This window comes from uncultured Kordia sp., from assembly GCF_947489565.1.
Lineage (GTDB): Bacteria > Bacteroidota > Bacteroidia > Flavobacteriales > Flavobacteriaceae > Kordia.
This window is the reverse complement of record NZ_CANLEA010000001.1, coordinates 84,289-96,542: the sequence shown is the minus strand read 5'-3', so window position 1 is coordinate 96,542 and position 12,254 is coordinate 84,289. Positions and strand designations below refer to the sequence as shown.

At 34.8% G+C, this 12,254-nt stretch carries 15 protein-coding genes; 3 read left to right on the top strand and 12 right to left on the bottom strand.

Translation table 11 applies throughout. The annotated features are described in order from the left end of the window. Positions 1–93: 93 nt before the first annotated feature. A complete protein-coding gene (locus Q0845_RS00425) occupies positions 94–486 on the top strand; it encodes a helix-turn-helix transcriptional regulator (protein WP_298507470.1) in 393 nt (130 codons plus the stop codon). Positions 487–495: 9 nt separating this feature from the next. On the opposite strand, the gene Q0845_RS00420 is transcribed toward Q0845_RS00425, so the two are convergent. The 4 genes from Q0845_RS00420 to Q0845_RS00405 all read right to left on the bottom strand — a co-directional run bounded on the left by Q0845_RS00420 (position 496) and on the right by Q0845_RS00405 (position 3,106). Next, positions 496–1,155: a hypothetical protein gene (locus Q0845_RS00420; protein ID WP_298507467.1), complete on the bottom strand. Its 660-nt coding sequence runs from the start codon at positions 1,153–1,155 to the stop codon at positions 496–498. Positions 1,156–1,845: 690 nt separating this feature from the next. Beyond that, positions 1,846–2,307: a TIR domain-containing protein gene (locus Q0845_RS00415; protein WP_298507464.1), complete on the bottom strand. Its 462-nt coding sequence runs from the start codon at positions 2,305–2,307 to the stop codon at positions 1,846–1,848. Next, on the bottom strand, positions 2,308–2,814 hold the full coding sequence (locus Q0845_RS00410) for a restriction endonuclease (protein ID WP_298507461.1): 507 nt from the start codon (positions 2,812–2,814) through the stop codon (positions 2,308–2,310). Between the two features lie 40 nt (positions 2,815–2,854). Beyond that, on the bottom strand, positions 2,855–3,106 hold the full coding sequence (locus Q0845_RS00405) for a helix-turn-helix transcriptional regulator (protein WP_298507458.1): 252 nt from the start codon (positions 3,104–3,106) through the stop codon (positions 2,855–2,857). 128 nt (positions 3,107–3,234) lie between these two features. Here Q0845_RS00405 and Q0845_RS00400 point away from each other — a divergent pair, with 128 nt between their 5' ends. Next, positions 3,235–5,835: a choice-of-anchor tandem repeat GloVer-containing protein gene (locus tag Q0845_RS00400; RefSeq protein WP_298507455.1), complete on the top strand. Its 2,601-nt coding sequence runs from the start codon at positions 3,235–3,237 to the stop codon at positions 5,833–5,835. A gap of 165 nt (positions 5,836–6,000) precedes the next feature. Next, positions 6,001–6,243, top strand: coding sequence for a hypothetical protein (locus Q0845_RS00395; RefSeq protein WP_298507452.1), 243 nt, complete (start codon positions 6,001–6,003; stop codon positions 6,241–6,243). Between the two features lie 229 nt (positions 6,244–6,472). Here the strand turns inward: Q0845_RS00395 and Q0845_RS00390 are convergent, their stop codons facing one another. The 8 genes from Q0845_RS00390 to Q0845_RS00355 all read right to left on the bottom strand — a co-directional run bounded on the left by Q0845_RS00390 (position 6,473) and on the right by Q0845_RS00355 (position 11,960). Beyond that, the gene (locus tag Q0845_RS00390) at positions 6,473–6,811 is read right to left on the bottom strand and encodes a hypothetical protein (protein ID WP_298507449.1); all 339 of its coding nucleotides are present in this window, start codon (positions 6,809–6,811) and stop codon (positions 6,473–6,475) included. 20 nt (positions 6,812–6,831) lie between these two features. Next, the gene (locus tag Q0845_RS00385; protein WP_298507447.1) at positions 6,832–7,356 is read right to left on the bottom strand and encodes a relaxase/mobilization nuclease domain-containing protein; all 525 of its coding nucleotides are present in this window, start codon (positions 7,354–7,356) and stop codon (positions 6,832–6,834) included. After that, positions 7,353–7,790 (bottom strand): hypothetical protein, encoded by a 438-nt coding sequence (locus Q0845_RS00380; RefSeq protein ID WP_298507445.1) that lies wholly within the window; start codon positions 7,788–7,790, stop codon positions 7,353–7,355. Before Q0845_RS00380 ends, Q0845_RS00385 begins: the two co-directional genes overlap by 4 nt. Further along, positions 7,777–9,231: a type IV secretory system conjugative DNA transfer family protein gene (locus tag Q0845_RS00375; RefSeq protein ID WP_298507442.1), complete on the bottom strand. Its 1,455-nt coding sequence runs from the start codon at positions 9,229–9,231 to the stop codon at positions 7,777–7,779. The genes Q0845_RS00380 and Q0845_RS00375 overlap by 14 nt, the downstream gene beginning before the upstream one ends. A 153-nt stretch (positions 9,232–9,384) precedes the next feature. After that, a complete protein-coding gene (locus Q0845_RS00370) occupies positions 9,385–10,101 on the bottom strand; it encodes a hypothetical protein (RefSeq protein ID WP_298507440.1) in 717 nt (238 codons plus the stop codon). An 11-nt stretch (positions 10,102–10,112) separates the two neighbouring features. Beyond that, positions 10,113–11,219 (bottom strand): hypothetical protein, encoded by a 1,107-nt coding sequence (locus tag Q0845_RS00365; RefSeq protein ID WP_298507438.1) that lies wholly within the window; start codon positions 11,217–11,219, stop codon positions 10,113–10,115. A 4-nt stretch (positions 11,220–11,223) separates the two neighbouring features. Then, entirely contained in the window at positions 11,224–11,349 is a 126-nt protein-coding gene (locus tag Q0845_RS00360; protein WP_298507436.1) for a hypothetical protein, read from the bottom strand. 185 nt (positions 11,350–11,534) lie between these two features. Further along, positions 11,535–11,960, bottom strand: a complete 426-nt coding sequence (locus Q0845_RS00355) for a hypothetical protein (protein ID WP_298507433.1) — start codon at positions 11,958–11,960, stop codon at positions 11,535–11,537. Between the last annotated feature and the right edge of the window lie 294 nt (positions 11,961–12,254).

Below are 12,254 nucleotides of genomic sequence, written 5' to 3'. Positions count from 1 at the left end.
TGCAATTTAATAAAAATATATTTGTGTATTTTGCTATTTACAATGTTTATCGATACATTTACACAAAACATACCATTTTAAAAATTGTGCATTATGACACATTATCAAAAAGTCCTCTCTGAAAATCTTAAGCGTATTCGAAAAGAAAAGAAGCTTTCACAGGTCGTGATAGCGGAGCGTTCAGGTGTAATTACGTCTACCTACTCCCGTGTAGAATCTTGCCAAGTATCTCCTAACTTATCAACGCTTGAAAAATTAGCTGAAGCAATGGAGGTTCCTATGGCAGAGTTTTTTCGTGAGGAGCAAGAGGTTGAACTTACGGTGTTGGATAAGTTGGAAAGCATTGATGCTATGAGTGAGTATAACCAGAATGTAGTTACCATTCTGTTGGACTCAATTATTGAAAAAGATCGAGTAGAAAAGTTACAGGAAGTGAAGATGAAAAATCGATTGGTGGAACTTGAGACAATTAGGAATAAAAAGTAATATATTTAGTTACTCTCTTTTCCTTGATATGGATAATAGTTGATCTAATTTTTTCTTAGAATCTTCAATTTCAGAAGGAGAATATACCTTCCCTTTATCTGTATTATAATAATGATGGAATAAATCGTCTACTTTTGAAATTATCATCAAAAACTCCATAGCCATTGATATGGTGTCTTTTTTATTTAAACTAGAAACAATTGAAGTATACTCTTTGACATCTTTATCTAAATGGGCAATCGTTTTATTTCTTACTCTACTTACTTTATTATCAATATTAAATTTTTTTCTAAACTTCTTAAGCTTTGAATTTAGCTCATTAAGAGAAGTTCTCATTTTAGGATTATTTTCAGAAAGTCTTCTATATTCAATAGAATATTTGTTATATGTATTGATCATTTCATATACAATGAGATTAGTGGCTTTCATAAAAAAACGTTGTTCTGAAATATAAATAGCAGATTCAAGATTTTTAGTAATTACTGCTAGCTCTACAACACTAGTAGCATGGAGGTAACTCAAATGTAAAAAGTTATCGAACTCATGTGCAAATGTCCTATCTCTAGTCGCTTCTGATACTTCGATAAGTTTAATCAAAGACTCTAAATAGTCTTCTGTGCATTCAATGATAGTTATTAAGTATCCTAATTTCTTTTCAATCAGTCCCATTCTTTACTAAGAATCAAAGACTGTTCCGAGGAACTTGATAACGACATTCTGACACTTTTACTATATTCCTTAATCAAGGACTACTTCCATCTTTATCTCTTGTCTCCTTTTTAAGAGATTTTAATAGTGATACCATTTCTCCGTTTACTGCTTTCATTTTTTTAGTTGGCATAATCCAATAAACTACCAAAACCAGTAAAAAAGTCATGCATAATATCAATGTTCCAACTCTCATTTTTATATTTTCTATGTATCTAGTTACTTTCATTTCATAAAGATTCAAAGTTAAGCTGTGAAAAAAAAGGACAACACTTAATCCCTTTATTTACAAGGTATTCAAAGTCGCTTGATTAGAAAAGGACAAAAAAAGGTATCACAATTGCGAATATTTTTTTGTTATTAAATTTTATTTTTATTATTCATTTCCAAGACATTAAATACCCAACTTATAACCATCATGGCAAATGCAGGAATAAACTTATCAAAATTAAAATTATGAATAACAAGTGAGCTTAATCACTTAAAAACCCCATTAACTATTGTGCTCTTTAATCTTCACTTTTTAATAAATTATTTTTTAATATAATTTATAACTATATACATATGGAAGACGGATTATACGCAAAATTTCATACGAGAAAAAATTATAAGAAGTGTTGAAGAGAACGATTTTATATGAATTATAAATGATTAGTCATCATTAATTGAAGAGAATACCTTAACTAGCCCTAAAACTAATGCACCTCCAATAATCCACGGCCAAGCGGAAGAACTTTCTTTTGATTGACTCATTTTTCTATTAATCTCTTGAATTGCGTCATTAGGATATCTTCTATCAAAAAGAACATAATCACCTTTAAAATCAGGATTGATATTTACTCCTTTTTCAATTAATAAAATAGTTGGAGTACCCGAAGTTTCAGCTAGATTCCATTCGTCAATAACTCGTTTAGGGTATTGAGAAGCATTGGAAATTATACCAATAAAAATATTAGCTCTGTCTATTTCGTTTTGTGTTGTGTAATCAACGTACTCGCTAAAAAAGTTTTGACTTGTTAAAACATGAAAACCTTTCTCTCTTAATTGTGTGGACAATAGAGAAATAATGATTTGATCAGAATCCTTAATAGAATATGATAAAAAAGCTTTCATTTAACTAAGTAGTTTTTTCATTTCTAGCATCTGTTTATAATATTTTGGAAAAAACTGTGCCAAAATATTCTCAGGACTTTTTCCAAGAAGCCTTTTAAACTGCTCTCCTGACCATATCAGGTAATTATAGTTGAATTTACAATTGTCATTTAATTTTTCAAAATGCTCAGTTAGTTTTGCTGTTGGCTTCTTTCTACATATTAATAAATAACCGTCAGCATTATAAGAGTGTATTAATGAAGGAATATTTATATCACTAATCTCATTTGTGGAAATATTTCTATTCCAAAATTTGCATTGTATAATCCAAATCCTGTCAAAAGATTTTATTCCATCTGTTACTTTGAAGCTAATAAGAATGTCTCGACCACCATCTGTTCCTGTACCAGAAGGACGAATTCCTATATCAATAATATCACCTTTAGTATGTTTCTCTTCTTCAAAATAGGCAATAGTTAGGTCTTCGAAGTGTTCACCGTCTTTTATTTCATCAAAATCTATTTGCACTCTTTGTAATAAAATTATCTATCCAAAAATAGGTATAATTTTATTCAAACTCATTAAAAAACTCATTCAAACTCATACCATGAGCATCCAATATCTTTAAAAAACTCTCAAAGGTAAAGTTTGTTCCCTTCTCCATTCGCCAATACTGCATCCTTGATATTCCTTTATCAATGGCGAAGTTTTCATACGAAGTATATCCTTTTTCTTTTCGGATTCGTTCTAGCTTTTCAGCAATCTGTATAATTCTAGGATCAAGGTCTTTTTGGTCTTTAGGTTGTGTTTTCTTAGCCATTACAGGAGCAGTATTGATTCCCTGTAAAAGTGGTATTTCTACTTAAATTAAATTACAACATATAATTTACCACATATATAAACATTTTTATTAACTTCGTTTCATTAAACCATTAAATTCAACCTGTTATGAAACGGATTATATTTGTTCTTCTCTTTTTCCCATTCCTGGCTTTTTCACAAACCAATTATCTTGGATTCGCTTCCAATGATCAGTCTAATAGCTTTGGTACTATTATTCAAATTACGGATGATGTGCCACAAACCAAATATACCTTTACTGATAATGGTGCGCCACCACATGATAATATTGTAGAGATTGGTGGTAAATACTATGGAGTAACTGATGAGGATGGGTTTCTTGGAGAAGGTTCACTATATGAATATGATCCAGTGAGTGAAAATTTTCAGATTCTTCATTTCTTTGAAGCCGTAGGAACAACCGATACTAATTATATAACTGAACTTTGCACTGATAGCGTAAGCATATATGCTCTGCAACAACAGTTTTTTACAGGTACATCCATTGTTCGGTATGATATTAATTCGCAAACCATAACACCGCTAGTATCACTTGCATCTATTGGAGTAAGTGAAGTGATTGATCTGATATATACTAGCAATGGAAAGTTATATGGACTGAGTCGTCCAACAGCACAAACGAATATTTTGTTTTCCTACGATATAGCTACTGCAACACTTGCCATTGAACACACTTTTGCTACGGCTACTGGCGATTGGTGTCATTCTTTGATGGAACACAGCAATGGAAACATATATGGTGCAACTACTTATGGAGGAACAAATGATGAAGGAGTTATTTTTGAATTTAATACTACGACTAATACCTACTCCGTACTGTATGATTTATCAGCATCAGAAAAAGCAGATAATCTAACTGAAGGAGGAAACAATATGCTCTACGGTTATGTATATCCCTTAACAGGTGGAGGCGCAAGAATATATGAATTTGACCTTACTACAGTTGCGTTTAATAACGTATACTCATTTCCAAGCAATGTACAACCCATAGGAAATGAAGCTTCGTTTCGCGGTTTTGAACCCTTACTTTTTGATGCAGGAAAGTTGTATGGTGTAAGTTTGTTACAATCCAATAGTGATGAGCAATTGTTTTTTAAATATGATATCGCAAACAGCACCATTGATCTGACCTTAAATGGACTCGACGATGGTGTGATACGAACATCACTCTTTAAAACAAGTGATAACCGTATTGTTTATGGAAACCAAATCTATCAAGGGAATGGTAACTTGATGGAATACGACACTACTACCCAATCAACGTCAGCACTGAATAGAACTGATTTTGGAACTGACGGAAAGACACCCAACGCTATGATAAAAGCAAGTGATGGAACTATTTATGGTGTGTGTGGAACAGATATCGGTTCAAATTATGAAGACAGGTTCTTTAGTTTTGATCCTGATACTGATGCGTATTCGGTACTGATTGATTTTGCTACCATTGAAACGTTTAGCTACGGAAATGATCCAGTAAGTCTTATAGAAACTACTAATGGACTCATTTACATCTATACTCGGTTCGGTGGGTTCGCTTCAGGACAAGGTACACTTATAGAATATGATCCAAGTGATGGATCACATTCGCTTGCTCATTTTTTTGGTACTTTATCTGATGGCAGTACAATTGGAGAACGTATTCGTCTTTTTGAAAAAGATAATATCATCTACGGCATTAAGCGTTGGGCAGGAAACGGTGTTTTATATCGCGGAACTATTTTTTCATACAATACGCTTACTCATACCTACAATGCACTCTATGAATCCGATGATTTAGTAAATACCGTTGCATCGTTTTTTTCATCTGATGGAATTATGTACGGAGTAACCTCAAGTGGCGGAACAAATAATGAAGGATTTGTGTTTTCTTTTGACACGCAAACAAGTCAGTTCACCATTATTGAACATCTTACTCAAAGTGGTCAAGCAGGACTTGTTGAAGTACCAAGTGGAGATATTTACGGAACATTGGAAAATTCTCATGGTACAGATGGCAGTATTTTCAAAATAGATGGTGCAACTGGAGTGTTTTCAATTCTGTATCAGTTTGATCATGCAGTAAACCAAACTGGAAGAAATCCTACGGAATTATATACCGTTAATAATAACTTATATATTGAAAGTCAAACGGTGTTCCCAAGTATTGGTATTCCTATATCTTCTTATTTAACAGAATACAAACTTGATTCAGATATTGTTACACTTATATTTGATAGCAATGGAAGTGGAAATAATCCTAATGGAATTTCAAGTGCAATCGCTTATAACAGGCTTAGTATTATGAATGATGGACGATTGTTAGTGCCATCCTATACAGGCACATCAAGTCCTTATAGTTTGGTTTCTTTTGAGCAAGGTAATACTGCTATGAATGTTGCTTTTAACTTTGATGGAAATACAGAACTCGCATTTAACATTATTGATTTAAGTGATGATTCTTTGTCTACAGAAACATTTAAGGAGAACTTGAATGTGTCAGTATTTCCGAATCCGACACAAGATTTTTTGCAAATTAGTTCTCCATCAGCAATTAGTACTATAGAAATCTATTCATTTCAAGGTCAAAAATTAGTTTCTTATTCCAATCAAGAAAAGATTGATGTGCGTAATTTATCCAATGGATTGTACTTTTTGAAAGTGAAAGATGTGTTTGGAAAATTGCAGACTGTGAAGTTTATAAAACAATAAAATAACAATGAATGTGTGTTGTACTACATATTCAAAATCCAGTTTTTTTGGAGTGTGGGTTCGATTTATAAAAAACTTCTTAATAAGATAAAATATCCAGCAGGAATACTAAGCTTTTAGTTTTTTACTATACTTTGCATATATTTAATATATAAATAATTATTTATGAAAATTGGACAGATTACTCATGTTTATCCTAATCACAGAAATTTTGATATTCTTATTGATGGAGACATAAAAGAGTTTGCTATCAACACATTAGATGAAAAAAAAGTTAAAGACTGGTTATTAGGAGATCAAGTTAAAATAGAAGAGATAGAAGTTGATCATACTTGGAATTTTACTATTACAAACGGTCATGATAAAGTCAACGCAACTGACAGTGAAATCTATCATTATAAAAAATAGTTAAGATGAAAATAGAGTATCCTATACAAAAATGTCCTTAGTCGCTTTAAGCTTTAAGGACATTTTATCACTAGCTGAACTAAGTCGTAATCCCATGATTCCCCTATGGAAAACTTTTAGGACAGTGAGTGAGCAGGATTGCATTATGACAATCACAAGCTCATTTTCATAATGCGATCCTGCTAGGAAACTCCTAGAACCTTTGGAAAGTAATCAAAAAAAGAGGCGTTTAACGACCTCTTTTTCTTGTTCTTTCACGTCCCTGACGCTCCTTTGATTGTTGTTGTTGTTCTTGATGTAAACGTATGCGCTTAAGCATGTCTAAACGTTTGTTTTGAGAGAGGTTTTTGTTTAATTCTTGAAGTGAGACTCTGTCGTAGCCAAGCGTTTTGAATCTGAATTTCCTTTCTAGTTTTGCACCAACAATCTTATTATTTCGAGAATACAATTCAATATTTTGTTCCTGCAATCTGGTGTAGAAATCTTTTTCCGAGGATGCTTTGGTGTAATTGTCTTTTAAAATAGTAATCAAATACTGTTTATCAGAGACTGCTCCACGCAGTTGCATTTGATATTCTGCATCCTTGGTTAGTACTTTTTTTTTGAGGAATCGTGCTGTATGGCAGAGCGATGTAGCTCAGGAAAATTCTTCTGCACATACTGCTCTGCTGGGATTTTCACTTTGTGCTTAAAATCATCACGTGAGATACGTACTGACTTCCCTGTTTTGTATTCTGTACCACTTAATAATACGTGAAGATGTACATGGTCTTTTTCCTTTCGATGCACGGTAACTAGTGCTACCGAGTGTGGACTACGTAATGACAAGTATTTACGTGCAATCTTCTTGAGCTTGTCATTCGTCAAATCTTTCGCATTATGAGCGTGGAACGAGAGAATCTCCATATACAGTTTTACATTATTCTTTCGTGGATTCACACGGTGCTTTTCATTTTCTAAAAACTGTTTGGAGATTTCAGCATTAGATGGATTCTTTCCTTTGATAAATCGCGTTAGGACAAAACTATTATCTTGCTCTGATTCTCGCATCACATAATCTACTACTGTTGTATAGGCTTTGTCATGCTTGTAACTTTTGGATTTTATAATCATAAAGATTCTTGTATTACCGTTTCTAAGGTTTGAATATGGTTTTCAAGTTCTGTGATTTTTTCTGCATCAATATCTTCATAATCGAGTAACTCACGTAGGTATTCACTAATTAAAAACAGTTGCTGTTCAATAACAGCAGTATTTACTTTTGATGGCAGAATAGTGTGCGATTCAATATGCTGTTTTACCAGCTGATAAATGTATTTTGATACTGATTGTCCTTGTTGTAGTTTCTCTTTGATGCGTAACAATTCATCTTTGGAAAAGGAGATTTGGAACGTAGGACAGGCAGATCGCTTCCTACGTTTCAAATCGGTGTTATACGCTCGCCAGTAGTTCTTCTTGGCAAGAATAATGTCTTCCTTACTTGGATTGCCTCCTTTAAAAAGTTGATCAAGATAATCATGTACTGAGGTAAAACTAGTTGGTTTCATCAGTGTCTGTTTTTGGAAAGAGTTCTTCAAGTGGTAATAATGCAATGGTGTCAGTACCAATATGCGCATTAGACGCGTATGGCGGTAGTTCTGATAATTCTCGCAATGCCTTTACTTTGAAATATGGCTTTACACGTGCAAATATGGTGCGCATACCAGAGACTAAAATAAGTGCCCTGTTGGTTGGTAGACTCATTATTTCATCAGCGTTTAATACTGCACGCGATTTCATTTTGTCTTTATCCTGCTTGTCTTCAAATTCATAACGACCAAGGATTCGCTCAAGTGCCGTAGCAGTTTGCAGGTCTGCTGATAAATAGACCTTGGTTCTGAGGTTACTGATAATAGCATCCGCACGTTTCCCATATTTTGCAGTCAACTGAGCCTGAGCGTTCTGGCAGACACACATCAATGCGCCTCGATATTTTCGAATATTACTGGCGATAATATCTAAGGAACTGATTGATAAAATGGGGGTTTCATCCAAATGAAAATACACATCATGCATCTCCTTACTTGGCAAATCCTCAAAGAAATTTTCAAAATATTGCGAGAGGAAGATGCTGGTAATTTTGCTGTAATACCTCATTTTGGCAGTACTTGAATGCAAGTACATTGCTGTGAGTTCATTGCGGATGGAATCAAAATCTCCAATGGTATCACTTGAGGTAATCTCAGCAATGTTTTCATCTAAGGCAAAAATTTGCACTGCGCTTTGTGCCGTGGACACAATAGAAGAAAAAGTGTTGTCCGATTGTGAGGTAACAGAAGTATATTTCACAAAAAGTGCTTCGCTGGCATACTTTGCAAAAAGCTGATCCACCAGTCCTTTGTACTCGGTAGATTGCATCATGTCAAGGAGATATACTACGTTTGATAAGGTCTGATACTGCTTTTCTTGGGTCTTTAATATTGAAATAAGGACATAGAGTACTTCTATGGCTTTGGTATTCCAAAACGAGTCTGCTTCATCTTCTGAGCCGATGGTGACCAGATTGGTCGCTAGCTGGGTTATTTGGCTTTTGCTAGTAGCTCTAAGCATTGGATTAAATCTCAGTGATGTCTTAGGAGATGAAAAATCCAATTGTAATATATGATATTCTTTTTCAGCTAATGCGCCGCTTGTCTTTTCAAAAAGCTCTTTGGATGGGTCATGAATGATCTGACTTCCCTGTACCGTTAGGACACTTCTCACCACAACACCTGCGGTTTTGAAACTGCCTGTTTCTCCATTGATAAGTACACCCTGCATGGAGAGTTTAGGTGTAATGCTTTTCCCGTTGAGATTAAAGCCTTTGTTTCTGGAAGAGAGAATCTTCCCTGCTCGCATAAACTGTCCTTTGAGTCGGTGTTTATTTGGATTCAGATACGTTAGTACATCTTCCAAACCATTTACCAGTATCTCAAAGCCATTTTCTATAATAGGATAAATCTGTTTCATTTTTAGATGTAGTTTTTTAATAGATTATTCAGTGCGGTAATGCATACTTCTAGTATTCGCCCTGCTAGATATAGCAGGTTTAAGAACAGTTTCCAAAGCAGTCCGAAGACTGCTTTTACAAAACGAAGGAATAATGAATCGTTCATACTGATATTAGTTAATATGAATATGCCTATCCATACCTACCTGTAGCGTTGCGCCACGCGGTTCCAAAATATTTTTGTAGAGTCTTAAAAGTTGAGTGAACAGTTTTTGATCTTCTGGTGTTGGACTCTGCGCAATAATGACGGTAATCCCTGAGAGATCATCATGCGGTACGTGCGCTGATTCAAAACGTTTTACTACGGCATCAAGGTTATGAAACAATTGATGCAGATGCGTCTTGTTGTAGACTGAAAAGAAGCTATGCTCCTGTAAATTGGAATCAATAATGAGTGTTTTGCTTCCTGACTTTTGTGCCAGTTCATTCACTTCTTTAATCACTACGCGATAAATATCGGAGCGATTGGTGCGCGTAGTATCGGTATAAAACGGTGTGAGTGCTTCTCTAAACGAAGCAAAGAGTTTCTTTCGCTCTAGTAACCGTTCATGATCATTAGCAAACCAACCTATTTCTCCAGTACCTGTAATCAGGCTATATTTATCAGCGTAGTGAAAATCCGTAATTGTGATAATGGACAGTTCAATGCCATCATGAAGGGGTACATCCTGCATTGGTTGCAATACCTGATCGTATGATAACGAGAAAGGAATACCTTCTGTTTGATCAATAGCAAATGTGAGAAAATGCATCTTTGGCGTAATGCTATCGGTGCAATTTGTAAAAGCGATACTTAGAAGTGTTATCAGTAATAGATATGTTGTTTTCATAGGAGGTGTTTTTAATGGTTTGAAGATTGATGTGATGTATTTGTTTGAAATTCTACCTTATCAAAATAGGTAGTCAGTGGCGTAGGAGTTTCTAAGAATGCCTGCGGTTGAACTTTATCCTTGCGCGTAATAAGGTTCTCGTTGCACCACAGTGCAAATGCTTTGAGATAGGCGGCAGAGATGACTTGCTCGTAGTGGTGTGCCATCAGCAGTACGCCGTCAAGTTTGCTGAGTTTTTCACCTTTTTCCTGCTCGAGTGTCATCAGTCGCTTTTCTGCTTCTTTGTATTCCCTATTCAGGTTTTTAATCTGATTCCCGATGCGCTTATGCTTATAGTAATCTGAGAACGTTTTTTTCGTAGGCTTGTAGATGAGCGTCAGTGCAACTCCAGAGAGAAACAGCGTCAAATTGATGATGAGAAAATTAAACTCTGAAACATTATCAGTAGTACCATCATTCATCGTTTGCGTGTAACTCAGACGAAGCTTTGAAAAACTATAGAGCAGACCAGAAACAAATGAAATAATGCCAAGTCCCACGCACCATTTGACCCAACGTCTTTCAAAATATCTTAAAATCGTTGGGAAAATATGCGCAATAATGAAGAACGAAATAGCCAGACCCAAGCTTGATATTAATGCTCCAATACTTGTGCTGGAGATCAATAAAAAAATCTTGTAATTTAACAGAATCTCTGTAAAGGAAAGCAACACCAAGAAGAACAGTGCAATATGCCAGTTACGAATTTCATGTCCTAAGTTGCTATTGTATTCGCGTTCTTTTTTCTTGGCTACCCGAAGGTCTTCGCTAAGATCATTACATTTATCCGTCAGCAGTTGCTGCTCCTTTGCGTACTGTTCTTCAATTGCTTCTTTATCTGCTACGGCGCGTTTTGCACCGATAAGCTGATGTACATTTTCAAGGATTGCCTGAAATGGTGCAACAATCATAGGTAAGTACATTTTGAGCGAATCTTTCAGCTTAGGAAGTTCTTTTACTGCTAAGTCCTGTGAATGTATCACAATATCTTTTGTAGCAATAGGGATTTCAACAGCCAGTAGCTTATCCGCTTTGCTGTTGGTGTACACGATGTTGGCGCTGTGATTTTTGTTTTTCATACGATTATGATTTTAAGTTATTGTTGTGATTGTTTTTCCACCATTCTTTTAAAAGATGGTTTAGGTTCAACTGTCTTTTGTTAGCAGTTTGTTTATGATCTACTGGCGATCTTGTCTTTTGTGTTTTCATAGAATTGATGTGATTGAAATACGTGTGTGATTTATCTATCCTGTTTGGTTGTGTTACCAAATGGATTTTTTACGATGCGTTTGTTGTAAATTATGTGGTGGAATAAGCACCTCCTGTTACAGAGGTGCTGTTAAAAGTTTTATTTGGTCAACTCCATATAGAGCCACTCAAATTGCCGATTGTCTTTAAATCGCTTTCGCGAAATATTGGTGAGATACAAGGCGCGCCCGTGGAAGTACTTTCGTGTATCTACTTTTTTCATGTGGAGCGATAACAAGTATTTCACTCTGGCACGAACGAAATACTTTTTTAGCTTTTAATGGTACATCATTCTCTTTTGCTAGTGCAACCATTTCATCTGTGCAATCGTTCGCAAATTCAAGATGCTCGATATTGAATGTGTATTCAAATTCAAAAATGTGGTATCTGCAACGTATGTACAAGTATTGTACGTGAAGGTCTTTTGGAAGGCTTTCGTGATCGATAATTTGTAGTTTCTCGAAACCCAGTCTTCGAAGAGATGGTGTTTTTATCATCTCTTTTATCGCAGTTAAGTACTGCTGTGATTTTTTACGGTGTTCATCTTTTACACCTGATTTTTTGTTTTTCATATTCTGTAACTTTTTTAGGTTAACTTTCAGTTATCCACAAAGTCACTTAGGTACAGTATCAATGACTGTACATATACATATATTACTTGTATAGTACACTTAGATCTTAAATAGTTGTTACAGCAACTTTAAGATTAGTTGATACTTTCCTTAGGTGAGATTAAGGAAATCAGCCCTGTCTATTACAGATGGGTGTCCCATTCATTTTGGATGGGACTTTTTTTATAACGCTTTACTGAAACAGGAGTTGATTTTACAACATGAAAATGAACATTTATTTATATGTAGCAAATA

Excerpts from the sequence above, each read along its gene's own strand:
- Q0845_RS00365 (WP_298507438.1), bottom strand. The coding sequence starts at position 11,219 with ATGAAAAACAAAAATCACAGCGCCAACATCGTGTACACCAACAGCAAA.
- Q0845_RS00370 (WP_298507440.1), bottom strand. The coding sequence starts at position 10,101 with ATGAAAACAACATATCTATTACTGATAACACTTCTAAGTATCGCTTTT.
- Q0845_RS00420 (WP_298507467.1), bottom strand. The coding sequence starts at position 1,155 with ATGGGACTGATTGAAAAGAAATTAGGATACTTAATAACTATCATTGAA.
- Q0845_RS00425 (WP_298507470.1), top strand. The coding sequence starts at position 94 with ATGACACATTATCAAAAAGTCCTCTCTGAAAATCTTAAGCGTATTCGA.
- Q0845_RS00360 (WP_298507436.1), bottom strand. The coding sequence starts at position 11,349 with ATGAAAACACAAAAGACAAGATCGCCAGTAGATCATAAACAAACTGCT.
- Q0845_RS00385 (WP_298507447.1), bottom strand. The coding sequence starts at position 7,356 with ATGATTATAAAATCCAAAAGTTACAAGCATGACAAAGCCTATACAACA.
- Q0845_RS00375 (WP_298507442.1), bottom strand. The coding sequence starts at position 9,231 with ATGAAACAGATTTATCCTATTATAGAAAATGGCTTTGAGATACTGGTA.
- Q0845_RS00390 (WP_298507449.1), bottom strand. The coding sequence starts at position 6,811 with ATGCAACTGCGTGGAGCAGTCTCTGATAAACAGTATTTGATTACTATT.
- Q0845_RS00395 (WP_298507452.1), top strand. The coding sequence starts at position 6,001 with ATGAAAATTGGACAGATTACTCATGTTTATCCTAATCACAGAAATTTT.
- Q0845_RS00405 (WP_298507458.1), bottom strand. The coding sequence starts at position 3,106 with ATGGCTAAGAAAACACAACCTAAAGACCAAAAAGACCTTGATCCTAGA.
- Q0845_RS00355 (WP_298507433.1), bottom strand. The coding sequence starts at position 11,960 with ATGAAAAACAAAAAATCAGGTGTAAAAGATGAACACCGTAAAAAATCA.
- Q0845_RS00400 (WP_298507455.1), top strand. The coding sequence starts at position 3,235 with ATGAAACGGATTATATTTGTTCTTCTCTTTTTCCCATTCCTGGCTTTT.
- Q0845_RS00380 (WP_298507445.1), bottom strand. The coding sequence starts at position 7,790 with ATGAAACCAACTAGTTTTACCTCAGTACATGATTATCTTGATCAACTT.
- Q0845_RS00415 (WP_298507464.1), bottom strand. The coding sequence starts at position 2,307 with ATGAAAGCTTTTTTATCATATTCTATTAAGGATTCTGATCAAATCATT.